General features: G+C 72.1%; 12 protein-coding genes. 5 read left to right on the forward strand and 7 right to left on the reverse strand.

Annotated elements, in window-relative coordinates; genetic code table 11:
• The first annotated feature begins 31 nt into the window (after positions 1 to 31).
• On the forward strand, positions 32 to 1,219 hold the full coding sequence (locus ACFC1J_RS16830; protein WP_375908630.1) for an exonuclease SbcCD subunit D: 1,188 nt from the start codon (positions 32 to 34) through the stop codon (positions 1,217 to 1,219).
• On the forward strand, positions 1,219 to 4,236 hold the full coding sequence (locus ACFC1J_RS16835; RefSeq protein ID WP_375908633.1) for an AAA family ATPase: 3,018 nt from the start codon (positions 1,219 to 1,221) through the stop codon (positions 4,234 to 4,236). Before ACFC1J_RS16830 ends, ACFC1J_RS16835 begins: the two co-directional genes overlap by 1 nt.
• A gap of 18 nt (positions 4,237 to 4,254) precedes the next feature.
• On the opposite strand, the gene ACFC1J_RS16840 is transcribed toward ACFC1J_RS16835, so the two are convergent.
• From ACFC1J_RS16840 to ACFC1J_RS16855, 4 genes are all read right to left on the reverse strand, one after another.
• Positions 4,255 to 5,439, reverse strand: coding sequence for a thiolase family protein (locus tag ACFC1J_RS16840; protein ID WP_375908636.1), 1,185 nt, complete (start codon positions 5,437 to 5,439; stop codon positions 4,255 to 4,257).
• A 44-nt stretch (positions 5,440 to 5,483) separates the two neighbouring features.
• Entirely contained in the window at positions 5,484 to 7,304 is a 1,821-nt protein-coding gene (glmS, locus tag ACFC1J_RS16845; protein ID WP_375908639.1) for a glutamine--fructose-6-phosphate transaminase (isomerizing), read from the reverse strand.
• 57 nt (positions 7,305 to 7,361) lie between these two features.
• Positions 7,362 to 7,622 (reverse strand): hypothetical protein, encoded by a 261-nt coding sequence (locus ACFC1J_RS16850; protein WP_375908642.1) that lies wholly within the window; start codon positions 7,620 to 7,622, stop codon positions 7,362 to 7,364.
• A gap of 209 nt (positions 7,623 to 7,831) precedes the next feature.
• On the reverse strand, positions 7,832 to 8,989 hold the full coding sequence (locus ACFC1J_RS16855) for an acyl-CoA dehydrogenase family protein (RefSeq protein WP_375908645.1): 1,158 nt from the start codon (positions 8,987 to 8,989) through the stop codon (positions 7,832 to 7,834).
• Between the two features lie 88 nt (positions 8,990 to 9,077).
• Between ACFC1J_RS16855 and ACFC1J_RS16860 the strand changes: the two genes are divergently transcribed.
• From ACFC1J_RS16860 to ACFC1J_RS16870, 3 genes are read left to right on the forward strand one after another with little or no spacing between them, the layout of a single operon-like run.
• Positions 9,078 to 9,656: a TetR/AcrR family transcriptional regulator gene (locus ACFC1J_RS16860; RefSeq protein ID WP_375908648.1), complete on the forward strand. Its 579-nt coding sequence runs from the start codon at positions 9,078 to 9,080 to the stop codon at positions 9,654 to 9,656.
• 44 nt (positions 9,657 to 9,700) lie between these two features.
• On the forward strand, positions 9,701 to 10,243 hold the full coding sequence (locus ACFC1J_RS16865; protein WP_375908651.1) for a VOC family protein: 543 nt from the start codon (positions 9,701 to 9,703) through the stop codon (positions 10,241 to 10,243).
• Positions 10,236 to 11,063: a MerR family transcriptional regulator gene (locus ACFC1J_RS16870; protein WP_375908654.1), complete on the forward strand. Its 828-nt coding sequence runs from the start codon at positions 10,236 to 10,238 to the stop codon at positions 11,061 to 11,063. The genes ACFC1J_RS16865 and ACFC1J_RS16870 overlap by 8 nt, the downstream gene beginning before the upstream one ends.
• A 35-nt stretch (positions 11,064 to 11,098) precedes the next feature.
• Here ACFC1J_RS16870 and ACFC1J_RS16875 read toward each other — a convergent pair whose 3' ends face one another.
• From ACFC1J_RS16875 to ACFC1J_RS16885, 3 genes are read right to left on the reverse strand one after another with little or no spacing between them, the layout of a single operon-like run.
• On the reverse strand, positions 11,099 to 11,917 hold the full coding sequence (locus tag ACFC1J_RS16875; protein WP_375908657.1) for an HpcH/HpaI aldolase/citrate lyase family protein: 819 nt from the start codon (positions 11,915 to 11,917) through the stop codon (positions 11,099 to 11,101).
• Positions 11,914 to 12,399: a MaoC family dehydratase gene (locus ACFC1J_RS16880; protein ID WP_375908660.1), complete on the reverse strand. Its 486-nt coding sequence runs from the start codon at positions 12,397 to 12,399 to the stop codon at positions 11,914 to 11,916. Before ACFC1J_RS16880 ends, ACFC1J_RS16875 begins: the two co-directional genes overlap by 4 nt.
• Positions 12,396 to 14,477, reverse strand: coding sequence for a biotin carboxylase N-terminal domain-containing protein (locus ACFC1J_RS16885; protein WP_375908663.1), 2,082 nt, complete (start codon positions 14,475 to 14,477; stop codon positions 12,396 to 12,398). Before ACFC1J_RS16885 ends, ACFC1J_RS16880 begins: the two co-directional genes overlap by 4 nt.

The raw sequence follows: 14,477 nt of genomic DNA on the forward strand, positions 1-14,477 counted from the left end.
AATGTCGGACCCCGTCCGTAGCGTGGTGGGCATGAAGATCCTGCACACCTCGGACTGGCACATCGGCCGGACCTTCCACGGGCACTCCACCCTGGAAGCCCTCGCCGAGGTGCTCGCCGCGCTGGTCGTGCAGGTGCGGGAGAACGACGTCGACGTCGTCGTCGTCGCGGGCGACGTGTTCGACTCCGCGACCCCCGCGGCTCCGGCGTACACGCTGCTCACCGACACGCTCGTCGCCCTGCACGCCACGGGCGCCAGGGTGATCGTGACCAGCGGCAACCATGACTCCGCGGCCCGGCTGGGCTTCCAGGCGCGGCTGCTGCGCGACGGGATCCACGTCGTGACGGATCCGCGCACGATCGGCGAGCCGATCACGATCGACGATGCCGACGGGCCGGTGCGGTTCTTCGGGATCCCGTACCTCGAGCCCGCGATCGTCCGGCAGTACGCCGCCTTTCAGACGCTCACGGACGCCGGTGCCACCGGCGGGCGCCCGCTGCGCACGCAGGCGCAGACTCTCTCGCATGCGATGGGACTCGTGCGCGCAGGGATGGCCGAGCACCCCGGCCGCTCCGTCGTGATCGCGCACTGCTTCGCGGCCGGTGTCGACGCGACGGCGGGTCTCGAGCGCGAGATTCGGCAGGGGGGCATCGACATGGTGCCGGTGTCCGTGTTCGAAGGCGCCGACTACGTGGCGCTCGGGCACATCCACGGTCGCCAGGCGCTCACGGAGCGGGTGCGGTACGCCGGTGCGCCGCTGCACTACAGCTTCGGCGAGCAGCACAAGCCCCGGGGGTCCTGGCTCGTCGACCTCTCCGCGGACGGCGCGGTCGATGCGCAGTGGCTGGAGCTCCCGGTGCCGCGCCGGCTCGTGACGCTGACCGGATCCTTCGACGAGATCCTCTCGGCCGAGAACGTGTCCGCGCACGTCGACGACTGGGTGTGCGCGGTCTACACTGACGACCTCCCGCAGACAGAGCCCATGCGCCGTCTGCGCGAGAAGTACCTGTTCTGCGCGCTTGTGCAGCACGAGCCGCTGCGGTCGGCTTCGGTCGAGGAGCGCTCGTACAGCGAGCGCCTGCGCACAGCCGCGACGGACGAGGAGCGCATCGACGCCTTCCTCGCCCACGTGCGGAACGGGGCCGGGGCGACGCCGCGCGAGCAGGAGCTGATCCGCGAGGTGCTCGACGACCGCGCCCTGGCGGAGGCGCTGGTTTAGTGCGTCTGCATCGACTCGAGATCGAGGGCTTCGGCCCGTTCCTGAAACGGCAGACGATCGACTTCGACGCGTTCGCCGACGACGGCGTCTTCCTCATCGGCGGGCGCACCGGTGCGGGCAAATCCAGCATCCTCGACGCCGTGTGCTTCGGGCTCTACGGCAACGTTCCCCGTTACGAGGGTGGGGAGAAGCGCCTGCGCAGCGACCACTGCGAGCTGGCGGATCCCACCGAGGTCGTGATCGAGTTCAGCACCGTCTCCGGGCGATACCGCGTGACGCGGTCACCCGAGTACCAGCGCCCCGCGAAGCGCGGCGGCGGGCTGACGAAGCAGGCGTCGTCGGTGGCGCTGGAGGAGTTCGCCGGCGGGCAGTGGATCGGCCGCGCCGCCCGCGAGGTCGATGTCGCGCACGCGCTGGACGAGATCCTGCAGCTCAACCTGCAGCAGTTCCTGCAGGTGATCCTGCTCGCGCAGGGGCGCTTCGCGCGGTTCCTGCTCGCCGACAGCCGCGAGCGGCAGTCACTGCTGCGCCGGCTCTTCGACACAGGGCGGTTCGAGGACTATCAGGCGCGCTTCGACGAGCGGCGCCGGGCGTCGGAGCAGGCACTGGGCGCAGGCAGAGCGGCCGTGATCGCGCGCGTCGAGCAGGCCGAGAAACTCGTCGCCGAGAACACCCTGCACGGCGCCGATCCGGGCAGGGAGGATGCCGAGTCGCCGGCGTCCGACGAGCCGGCCCCATCCCTCGACGGACGGCTCGACGCGCTGCGCCGGGCCCAGGCGCGCGCCGACTACCGTCAGGAGCAGCGCGGTCAGGAACGGGACCAGGCCGACGCCGCGCACCGCGCCGCGAGCGCGGCACTCGCGGCAGCGCGTGAGGAGCGGCAGGCGCAGGCCGAGCGGGATCGCGCCCGTTCCGCGCTCGCCGCTCTCGACGCCGCCGCCGACCGGATCGCCGCCGATCGCCGGACGCTCGGCGACGCCAGGGCCGCAGAGGCCCTCCGCCACGTGCTGAGCTCCGCGGAGCGCGCGGAGGCCGCAGCGTCCGCCGCCGCCATCGCGGTCGTCGCCGCCGAAGAGATATGGCGGGGGCGCGTCTCGGACGAAGACGACGCTCCGGAGGGGACCTCCGCACAGGCGCTGCGGGTGTGGGCATCCGATCTCACCCGGTCCAGCGGCGCCTGGCAGCAGGCGGCGGCGGCCGAGGCGCAGCTCGCCGCATATGAGACGGCGGTGACCGCCGCGCAGAACGAGGTGGACGCCACGGCTGCGGATCGTGCCGCCCGGGAACAGGAACGTGCCGCCCTGCCCGCCGCGATCGAGGCGCTGACCGCCGAGCGCGACGACCTGCGCCGTCGGGCCGATCGCGTCGCCGACCTCGAGACCGCCGTCACCCACGCCGCGTCGCGACTCGCCGGGGCGAGAGACACGGCGGCGCGGACCGAAGAGCGAGGTGCAGCCGAGCGCACGGTCGCCGACCGCGAGCAGGCGGCCGCCGCCGCATTCGCGCACGCCGCGGACCTCCGTCGCCGCCGCGAGGCCGGGATGGCCGGCGAACTCGCCGCGGCGCTGATCCCGGGCGACGCCTGCAGTGTCTGCGGATCCAGGGAGCACCCCGCTCCGGCCGCGCATGCGGATCCGGTCTCGGCGGAGGACGTGGCGGAGGCCACCGAGGCGCGGGAGCGCTCCGCGGAGCAGGTGCGCCTCGCCACGAACGCCCTGGCCGCGGTGGACGCCGCGCTCGCCGCCGCGACGGCCCGCGCCGATGGCCGGACGGCGGAGGCCGCGGAAGCCGAGCTCACCGGCAGCAGCGCGGAACGGGACGCCGCGGTCGCGGCGCGGACGGCCGCCGCGGATGCCGAACAGCGTCTCGCCGAGCGGCGGGCGACATCCGACGGGCTCGAGGCCGAGCTCGCGGGACTGTCCGCGCGTCACGCCGAGGCGAGCGAGCGTCTGGCTCTCGCCCGGCAGACGCTCGCGTCCGCCCAGGAGTCCGTGGCGCAGGCGCGCGGCGCCTTCGCCACGGTGGCCGCGCGCGTGGCCGACGCGGGCGCGCGGATCACCGCCGCACAGGACCTCGCCGCCGCACTCGAGGAACGCGATGCCCGCGCCGAGGCGGCCTCCGCCGCGCGCGCCGAGCAGCACGAGGCCCTGGCCGCGTCCCCCTTCGACGATGCCGCGGCCGCCGGAACGGCCCTCCGCAGCCCCGCCGACCAGGCCGTGCTCGACGAACGGATCGCCGCGCACGCCGCCGAACGCACGAAGGAACGCGCGATCCTGCTCGATCTCGAGCTGCGCACCCTCCCCGACGAGCCGATCGACCTCGCACCGCACGAGGCCGTCGAAGCCGATGCCCGCACGTCGTGGACGACGGCCGTCGACGAGGCCAGCCGCGCGGGCGTGACCGCCGCTCAGCTCGGCTCCCTCCTCGAGTCCGCGGCGGCCGAGCAGGCGCGCGGCGCCGCCGCGGCCGAGGAGCATGAGATCCTGCAGCAGCTGGCGGACGCCGTCGCCGGGCGCGGAGCGAACGCCTACCGGATGAACCTCGAGACCTTCGTGCTCGCTGCGGAGCTCGAGGAGATCGTCGCCGCCGCGAACCTGCGTCTCTCGGACATGTCGTCGGGGCGCTACCAGCTGCAGCACAGCGACGCCAGGGCGGCGCGGGGAGCCGCCTCCGGTCTCGGCATCGTCGTCTTCGACGCGTTCACCGGGCAGACCCGGCCTGCCCAGTCGCTCTCCGGCGGCGAGACCTTCCTCGGTTCGCTCGCGCTCGCGCTCGGACTCGCCGAGGTCGTCACGGCCCGTGCCGGCGGCATCCAGCTCGACACCCTCTTCATCGACGAGGGCTTCGGATCCCTGGACGGAGAGACGCTCGACGTCGCCATGCGCACGCTCGACGAGCTGCGCGCGGGCGGCCGCACCGTCGGAGTCATCAGCCACGTCGAGGCGATGCAGGAGCAGATCCCGGCCCAGATCACCGTGCGCGCGACGCCCGACGGCCCGAGCGTGATCGACGTCTGAACGGCGCCTCGCGCGCGCTCAGAGCAGCTCGTACACCGTGGCGTTGGCCATGCCGCCGCCCTCGCACATCGTCTGCAGGCCGTAGCGGATCCCGTTCTGCCGCATGTGGTGCAGCAGGGTCGTGGCCAGGCGTGCGCCGGAACCGCCGAGCGGGTGCCCGAGGGCGATCGCCCCTCCACGCGGGTTGACGAGCTCGGGGTCGGCGCCGGTCTCGGCGAGCCAGGCGAGCACGACAGGGGCGAACGCCTCGTTGACCTCGAAGGCGCCGATGTCGGCGATGCCGAGGCCGGCGCGGGCGAGCACCTTCGCCGTGGCCGGGATCGGCCCGGTGAGCATGAGGATCGGATCCGACCCGACGACCGCCGCACTGTGCACACGCGCGATCGGGGCGAGCCCGAGCTCCGCCGCCCTGGCGCTCGTCATCATCAGCACGGCCGCCGCGCCGTCGGAGATCTGCGATGCGCTGCCGGCGGTCACCACGCCGTTCTCGAGGAACGGCGTCGGAAGGGTCGCCAGGCGCTCGACCGTGGAGTCCGCGCGGATGCCCTGATCCGTCGTGACGACGCCTGCGGCCGTGGCGACGGGGACGATCTCGTCCGCGAACAGGCCGGAGGCGCTCGCCGCCGCGGCCCGCTGGTGCGAGCGCACCGAGAACTCGTCCAGCCGGGTGCGGGTGAGACCCCACTTCCGCGCGATGAGCTCCGCGCCCACCCCCTGATTGCCCAGATCCGGGAAGCGCTCGTGCATGAGCGGGCCGTAGGGATCCTGATCCCCGACACTGGAGAACATCGGCACGCGGGACATGACCTCGACCCCGCCCGCCACCACGATGTCGGCGTAACCCGCGATGATCGCGGCCGCGGCGCTCTGGATCGCCTGCTGCGACGAGCCGCACTGGCGGTCGATCGTCATCCCCGGCACATGCTCGGGCAGCCCCGCGGCGAGAGCGGCGTTGCGGCCCACGTTGAAGGACTGCTCGCCGACCTGCGAGACGCAGCCCCACAGGACGTCGTCGATGAGATCCGGATCCACGTCCGTATCGGCCAGCACGGCCCGGATCGGATGCGTGGACAGGTCGACGGGGTGCACGCCGCTGAAGACCCCGCGCTCCGGCTTGCCGATGCCGACAGCGGTGCGACGAGCCGCGACGATGACCGCGTCCCGCCCGGTGGACACGCCGTCGGAGAGATGAGTGCTGCTCATGCTGCCATTCTCCCTCCGCCGGGCCTGTCCGGCGCGCGTGCCGGTCACTCCACGGTGACGGACTTCGCGAGGTTGCGGGGCTTGTCCACGTCGTGGCCGAGCAGGACGGCCGCCTGGTACGCGAGCAGCTGGGTCGGGATGGTGAGCAGGATCGGATCCAGCTCGGGCTCGTTCTTCGGGACGACGATCGTCCGCGCGTCGAGGTGCGCGAGATCCACCCCGGCGTGCGTGATGGCGATCAGCGGACCCTTGCGCGCGAGGACCTGCTCGGCCGCGGCGAGGTTGCGGTCGGTCAGCTCGTCCTCCGGGATCACGGCGACCGTCGGCATGTGCGGGTCGATCAGGGCGAGGGGGCCGTGCTTGAGCTCGCTCGTCTGGTAGGCCTCCGCGTGGATGTAGCTGATCTCCTTGAGCTTCTGCGCACCCTCGCGGGCGACCGGGAACCCGCGCACCCGCCCGATGTAGAACGCGCTCTGCGCCTTCGCGATGTCCTCGGCGACGGCCGCGATCGGATCGGTGTTCTCCAGGACCTCCCGGATCTGCTCGGGGATGCGCTGCAGACCGCGGAGGATCCGCTGGCCGTCCGCGTGGGACAGGTCGTGCAGGCGCCCGAGATGCAGCGCGAGCAGGGCGAAGGAGAGTGCCATGTTCGTGAGCGCCTTGGTCGAGGCGACGGAGATCTCGGGACCCGCGTGCAGGTAGATCCCGCCGTCGACCGTGCGGGCGATGGTCGAGCCCACGACGTTGACGACGCCGATCACCCGGCCGCCCTTGCGCTTGATCTCCTCGACCGCGAAGGCGGTGTCGGCGGTCTCGCCGCTCTGGCTCACCGCGACGTAGAGCGTGTCCGACTCGATGATGGGCTGGCGGTACCGGAACTCGGACGCGGCCTCCGCGTCGGCGGGGATGCGCGCCAGGTCCTCGATGAGCTGGGCGCCGAGCTGGCCCACGTAGTAGGCGGACCCGCAGCCGAGGATCTTGATCCGGCGGAAGCTGCGGAGCTCGCGCGGATCCAGCCCGAGCCCGTCCAGGCGGGCGGTGGCGAACCGCTCGTCGAGCCGGCCGCGCAGGACCATCGCCGCAGCGTCGGGCTGCTCGTGGATCTCCTTGAGCATGTAGTGCTGATAGCCGCTGAGCTCGAGATCCTCTGCCGCGACGCTGATCTCGACCGGCTCCGAGCTGGTCGGGCTGTTGCCCCGGTCGAAAGTCCGGAATCCGGTCGCGGTCACGGTGGCGAGCTCGCCGTCGTTCAGGTGCACGACCCGATCGGTGTGCCGCACGAGCGCGGCGACGTCGCTCGCCACGAGCATCTCCTTGTCGCCGATGCCGATGATCAGCGGGGATCCGCTGCGGGCCAGGACGATCCGCTCGGGGTGCCGCTCGTCCAGCACCGCGAGGGCGTAGGTGCCGGTGATCCGGGCGAGGGCCGTGAGCACGGCCTCCTCGAGGGTCTCCGCGTCCGACTGGGCGATGAGATGGGCGACGACCTCGGTGTCGGTGTCGCTGCGGAGCTCGACGCCGGACTGCGCGAGCTGGGCGCGCAGCGTCGCGGCGTTGTCGATGATGCCGTTGTGCACCACGCTGATCCGGCCGTCCTGGCTGCGCTGGGGGTGCGCGTTCTGCTCGAGGGCGGGACCGTGCGTCGCCCAGCGCGTGTGGCCGATCCCGACCGTGCCGGTGAGCCGCTTCGGGAGCGCGGCCTCGAGCTCGCGCACCCGGCCGACCCGCCGGATCGAGGCCGTGCCCTTGGTCCCGAGCACGGCGATGCCGGCCGAGTCGTAGCCGCGGTACTCGAGGCGCGTGAGGCCTTCGACGAGGACGGGGGCGGCGGCCTGGTGGCCGATGTATCCGACGATTCCGCACATGGTGGGGCTCCTGAGAAGAGTAGGTGGACGGACGGTGAAGGAAGGGTGGGGCCGGGCTCAGCCGTACACGATGCGGCGCAGCTGCCGCTCGGAGAGCTCCGGGGCCGCGACGCGGCGGTCGTGCAGTTCCGCGGCGATGAGCGCGAAGGCCTCCGCGTTGCGGGTGCCGTAGAGCTGGAGCTCGGCGTGACGGCGACGCACGAAGGCTTCGACGGGCTCGTCGTACCAGGCGAGCACATCGTCGACGACCCGCGCGGCGACGCTGGCCGGCAGACCGGTCGACGTCGCGATCCGCTGGATCAGGTCATCGTCGGTCATGAGTCGAGTATGCGGATCCGCGCCCGTGAATGACAAAGATCTGCCCGATTTCGGGCAGATCTTGGACTATTGGGTCGTTGCGCGGGCACCGAGCGTAGCGAGGAGCGAGACGAAACGCGGTGATCCGCGGGGTGCCGCGTTTCGTCTCGGTCGCTGCGCGTCCGCGCTCAACGGCCCCGGGGAAGGCGCGCTCGCTCAGCGATGCCGGATCACAGTCCGAGGCTGCGCGCGATCAGCATGAGCTGCACCTCGGTCGTGCCCTCGCCGACCTCGAGGATCTTGGAGTCGCGGTAGTGCCGGGCGACGCGGTACTCGTTCATGAAGCCGTTGCCGCCGAACACCTGCGTGGCATCCCGTGCGTTGTCCATCGCGGCATCGCTCGCGGTGAGCTTGGCGATCGCCGCCTCCTGCTTGAAGGGCTTGCCCGCGAGCATGAGCGCGGCCGCGTGGTAGTAGGCGCGGCGGGCGACCTGCGCGCGGGCCTCCATCCGGGCGATCTTGAAGGCGATGGCCTGATGCCCGCCGATGTGCGTGCCGAACGCCTGGCGCTCCTTCGCGTAGCGGACCGCGTCGTCGACGCAGCCCTGCGCCGCGCCGACCGCGAGGGCCGCGATCGCGATGCGCCCCTCGTCCAGGATCCGCAGGAAGTTCGCGTAGCCGCGCCCGCGCTCGCCGAGGAGGTTCTCCTCCGGCACGCGCACGTCGTCGAAGGACAGTCCGTGGGTGTCCGACGCGTTCCAGCCGACCTTGTCATAGGGCGGGGCGACCGTGAAGCCCGGTGTCCCGGACGGCACGATGATCGTCGAGATCTCCTTGCCCCGCTCGGTCTCGCCCGTGACCGCCGTGACGGTCACGAAGGCGGTGATGTCGGTGCCGGAGTTCGTGATGAACTGCTTCGAGCCGTTGATCACCCACTCGTCGCCGTCCCGCCGCGCGGTGGTCCGGGTGCGGCCGGCGTCGCTGCCCGCGTCGGGTTCGGTGAGGCCGAACCCTCCGAGCCGCGTGCCCGCGGCGAGGGAGGGCAGCCAGCGCTGCTTCTGCTCCTCGGTGCCGAACCGGAAGATCGGCATGGCGCCGAGCGAGACGCCGGCCTCGAGTGTGATGGCGACGCTCTGATCGACCTTCGCGAGCTCCTCCAGGGCGAGGCAGAGTGCGAAGTAGTCGCCGCCCATGCCGCCGTACTCCTCGGGGAACGGCAGGCCGAACAGGCCCAGCTCGGCCATGCCCGCCACGACCTCGTAGGGGAAGCTGTGCTCGCGGTCGTGCTGGGCCGAGACCGGGGCGACCACCTGCTCCGCGAAGTCGCGGACCGTCGCGGACAGCTCGCGGTATTCCTCGGGGAGTTCGGATGGGATCGTCTCGGACACGCAGATCAGCTCCTCAGTGAACGATCGGTAACTGAAATAGATGTTAGCGCGCGTTCACTCGACTGTCCAGGATCGCTATCCTTGCGGGATGACCACCGCGAGGGCGCAGGGGAAGGCACGGACGAGGCAGCTCTTCCTCGACGCCGCCGCCCGGCTCTTCGCAGATCGCGGGTTCCACGCCGTCTCGATCGGCGAGCTCGGCACTGCGGTCGGGGTCAGCGGGCCCGCTCTGTACCGACACTTCCCGAGCAAGGACGCGATGCTCGAGGAGATCCTGATCGGCACCAGTGAGTTTCTGCTGCAGGGCGGATCCGAGATCATCGCCGCACCGCATTCCTCGGATCTGGATGTGCTGGACGATCTCATCGACTTCCACCTCACCTTCGCGCTCGCGCACCGCGACATCATCCGCGTGCAGGACCGCGAGCTGGGCACGCTCCCGAAGGGTCCCCATCGCCAGGTGCGCAAGCTCCAGCGGCAGTATCTGGATCTGTGGGCCGAGGTCGTCGGCCGTCTGCGCCCCGAGATTGCGCCGGCCGACCTCCAGGTGGCGATGCACGCGGTGTTCGGACTGCTGAACTCCACGGCGCACGGCACCGAGAAGCTCGCCTCCGCCGATGAGCGCGGAATACTCTCCGGCGCCGCGCGGCGCGTGCTGATCGGCTGAACCGGACTTGACCTTGACGCGGCGGGAGGGTCGAGGCTGGCCTCATGAACGACGACTACTACAACGCCTTCGAGATCAGCCCTGTGCCCGTGCCCGGCCCGAACGCCGTACCGCCCGAACCGTACCGGGGCATCTACGGCATGCCTGCTTTCGTCACGATCCCGACGACGGACCTGGACGCGTCCGTGGCGTTCTGGACCGGAGGCCTGGACTTCTTCGAGCTGTTCCGCGTTCCGGGACGCCTCGTGCACCTGCGGCGCTGGGCGTTCCAGGACGTGCTGCTCGTGCGCGCCGACGAGATGCAAGGCCCGGTGCCGGCGATGACCGTCAGCTTCGCCTGCGTGCTGTCGCAGATCGAGCCGATCGCGGCGACCTGCCGCGCACTCGCCCCGGACGCGGTGCAGGGGCCGACCGACACCTTCTGGAACACCCGCGATGTCGACGTGGTCACCCCGGAGAACGTGCGGGTGGTGTTCACCGCGGCGAAGGCCCACGTGCCTGCGAGTGCGGAGGCGCAGAACCTGGCTTCGATGGGCATCGTCCCTCCCGACGGCGCCGATGGCGGGGACGATGACGGGGATGCCTGACCTCCGCGCCCGCGACTCCGAGGGCATCCGTGACGCCGAGGGGCAGACCGTGGGTCGCGTCGCGGATCTCCTCGGCGTGACCGTGCGCACGCTGCACCACTGGGACGAGATCTCCCTCGCCCGCCCGTCGCTCCGGTCGGCGGGCGGATACCGCCTGTATACGGGCCGCGACGTCGAGCGGCTCCAGCGCATCGTTCTCTATCGCGAACTCGGCGTGGGGCTGGAGGGTATCCGCACGCTCCTGGACGACCCGGCCGCGGCCGCGCCGTCGGAACTGCGCAGACAGCAGGACCGGATCCGGGAGCGCATCGCACGGCTCGAACAGCTCGACACGAGACTGGGCCGGATGATCGCCGCCCACGAACGCGGCGTCCTGCTGACCGCCGAGCAACAGGTCGCGGTGTTCGGGCCCGAGTGGGACCCGTCCTGGGGCGAGGGCGCGCGGGAACGCTGGGGCGCGACGGCTCAGTGGGCGCAGTACGCCGAGCGCTCGGCCGAGCGCGGTCCCGCGGAGTGGCACGCGATCGTCGAGGCGACGACGGCGTTCGAGCAGACCCTCGGCGCGGCGTTCGACGACGGCGTGCATCCCGGCGACCCGCTGGCGGAGCGACTCGTCGAGCGCCACCGCGAGGTGTTCGCGGCCTACTTCCCGCTGAGCCGGTCGATGCAGGTCTGCCTGGCCCGGATGTACGCGACGGATCCGGATTTCTCTGCGCACTACGACGGCGTCCGTCCGGGGCTGGCGGGGTGGTTCCACGCGCTCGTCGATGCGAGCGCCCGCGCGCACGGCATCGACCCCGACACGGCGATCTGGGCGTAGGGGCCTCGCCGTCTTCCCAGGGCGATCGCTCGGGACTATCGCCCCAGGATCGCCCTGGCCTGGCGGAGCACGGGCTCGTCGACCATGCGACCCTCGAACCGGAACACGCCGGGGCGGTGCTCGGCCTCGGCGAGCACCCGCTCGGCCCAGTCCCGCTCGTCCGGCGTCGCGGCGTATCCCTCGCGGATCGCCGCGACCTGGCTCGGGTGGATGCAGGCCGTCGCGTCGAAACCGCTCGCCGCCGCATCGAGCACTTCGGCGCGGAGGCCCTCGACATCCGCGATGTCGAGGTGCACGGAGTCGATCGCGGCCTTCCCGAAGGCCTTCGCCGCCAGCAGCACGCGGGAGCGCGCATGGCGCGCGACGTCGCGGTAGCGGCCCGCATGGGCGCCCGCGGTGAACCGGCTCGATCGGCCCGCCATGCTCGCGATCAGGTCCTCCGCGCCCCACATCAGCCCGATGACCGCGGGATGCGCGGCGATCTCCTCGGCCTGGACGACGCCGCGCGCGGTCTCGCACAGCGCGAGCGCGTGCAGGCCTGCGGCGTGCAGGGCGTCGAGGTCGGCGGCGGACTCGGCCTTGGCCAGCATCACGGTGCGGTACGCCGTGCCTGCGAGGGCGTCGAGGTCGAGCGCGTGGTCCGGAGTGCTCGCCGGGTTCACCCGCACGATCGTGCGCTGCGGATCCAGGGCGGAGGCGGCGACCTTCGCGCGGGCGGCGGGCTTGTCGCCCGGCGCGACCGCGTCCTCGAGGTCGACGATCACCGAGTCGGCGGCGGCGAGGGCCTTGCCGTACCGGTCGTCGCGATCCGCGGGGCAGAACAGCAGCGCGGGGCCGACGATGCCGGTGCTCATCGGGACTCCTCGGCGGGAAGGCACTGCATGAGCGTCGACCGGGTGGCGAGGGCGACCACGGTGCCGTCCTGGTTGCGCCCGGTGTGCGCGAACTGCACGATGCCCTGCCCCTGGCGTGACGACGAGAGTCGCTTCGACACGATCAGCGTCTCGGCGTAGAGGGTGTCGCCGATCCGCACGGGGGCGGGGAAGGAGACGTCGGAGAAGCCGAGGTTCGCCACGATCGTCCCCATTGTGAGCTGGGCGACCGAGAGGCCGACAAGCGTGGACAGGGTGAACATGCTGTTCACCAGGCGCTCTCCGAATTCGGTGCCGGCGCTCCAGGCTGCATCCAGGTGCAGGGCCTGGGTGTTCATGGTCAGGGTCGTGAACAGCACGTTGTCGGCCTCGGTGACCGTGCGCCCCGGGCGGTGCAGATACACCGCGCCCTCCTCGAACTCCTCGAAGTAGAGCCCCCGCTGCTCGATGCGCTTCTCGCTCACGTCGTCTCCTGTGGTTCGCCCGGCGCGTCGGCCGCCGGCTGATCTGATTCCGCGTCGACGGCGTCGGGCGTGATCGTCGCCAGGGTCTGGCCGCGCGCGACGGTGTCCCCCTGCGCCGCGTGCAGCGACACGGTTCCGGCGGCGCCCGCGCGCAGCACGTGCTCCATCTTCATCGCCTCGACGACGAGGACGGGATCGCCCTCCTCGACCCTGGCGCCGTCGGTCGCGTGCACGAGCACGACGGTCCCCGGCATGGGGGAGTCCAGATGGGGTCGGGTCTCCGCGGTGCGTCCCGCGGCGTGCGAGATGCGGTCCAGGGCGACCTCGAAGACCGCACCCCTGTGCGCGAGGGCGACCCGCTCGGACCCGGTCGCGAACGCCGCGATCGTGCGGGTGACGCCGTCGATCGTGAGCGTGTGCCCCGAGGCCTCCTCGCCGCGGCGTGCCGCCGCGACAGGAGCGGACCCGTCGATAGCGACCGACAGGGCGGATCCGGATCCGGTCACGAGCACGGCGGCGCGGCGCTCACCGCAGACCAGCGCATAGCGGCGCGGGGCGGGGGCTCCGAGGCGCCAGCCGTCGCGGCGGCTCCACAGGCTCGACACGGTCTCCGACTCGGCGTCGCGAGCGGCATCCAGCAGCAGCGCGGCCTCCGCGAACACGCGCTCGTCGGCCTCCGCGAACGCGAGGTCGTCGAAGCGGCGGGCGATGAGGTCGGTGTCGAGGTCGCCCGCGACCACCTCCGGAAGCTCGAGCAGCGCCCGCACGAACTCCACGTTCGTCGGGAAGCCGAACACCGCAGTCTCATCGAGCGCCTGCACCAGACGTCGACGGGCCTCGTCGCGATCCGCGCCGTGCGCGATGATCTTCGCGAGCATGGGGTCGTAGTCGATCGAGACGTCCAGGCCGTCGGCGATCGCCGTGTCGACCCTGATCCCCTCGCCCTCAGGGTGGATCACGCGCTGCACGCGCCCGCCCGTCGGCAGGAAGCCGGAGCCGGGATCCTCGGCGTACACGCGCGCCTCGATGCTGTGGCCGCGCAGCACGACGTCGTCCTGCGCGAATCCGAGGGGCGCGCCCGCCGCGATCAGCACCTGCTGCTCCACGAGGTCGAGCCCTGTGACCTGCTCGGTCACGGGGTGCTCCACCTGCAGGCGGGTGTTCATCTCCATGAAGAAGAACTCGACACCACCGGTCTCAGAAGCGGGTCCCGCGGCCTCGACGATGAACTCGACGGTGCCCGCGCCGCGGTAGTCGACGCTCCGGGCGGTCTCGCAGGCCGCCGCGCCGATCGCGGCGCGCGTGGCCGCGTCGAGCAGCGGCGACGGAGCCTCCTCGATGACCTTCTGGTGCCGGCGCTGCAGCGAGCACTCGCGCTCGCCGAGGTGCACCACGTGGCCGTGCGCGTCCGCGAGGATCTGCACCTCGATGTGCCGCGGGGTCGTGAGGTAGCGCTCCAGGAACAGTGCGTCGTCGCCGAAGCTCGCGGCGGCCTCGCGCCGCGCCGCGGCGATCGCGTCGGCGAGGTGCGCCTCGTCCTCGACCACGTGCATGCCCTTGCCGCCGCCGCCCGCGGAGGGCTTGATGAGCAGGGGATAGCCGATGCCCGGCGCCGCGGCGATGAGCTCCGCGTCGCTGAGGCCGGCGCGGGCGATCCCCGGCACCGTGGGCACGTCGCGCTCGGCGACGGCGAGCTTGGCCGTGATCTTGTCGCCCATCGTGCGGATCGCGGCCGCGGTCGGCCCGATGAACACGATCCCGGCATCGGCGCACGCCTGTGCGAAGGCGGCGTTCTCGGCGAGGAAGCCGTAGCCGGGGTGGATCGCCTGCGCGCCGGTCGCCTTGGCGGCGTCCAGCACGGCGTCGATGTTCAAGTAGCTCTGCGCCGCGGGCGCGGGGCCGAGCCGCACGGCGACGTCGGCGAGGGCGACGTGCCGGGATGCGGCGTCGGCGTCGCTGTAGACGGCGACCGAGCGGATCCCGAGACGGCGCAGCGTCGCGATGACGCGGCAGGCGATCTCGCCGCGGTTGGCGATGAGGACGGTGTCGAACACTTCGACAGGCTCAGTGCGGCGCAT

The organism is Microbacterium sp. NPDC056052 (assembly GCF_042266785.1).
In the GTDB taxonomy this organism is placed as follows: domain Bacteria; phylum Actinomycetota; class Actinomycetes; order Actinomycetales; family Microbacteriaceae; genus Microbacterium.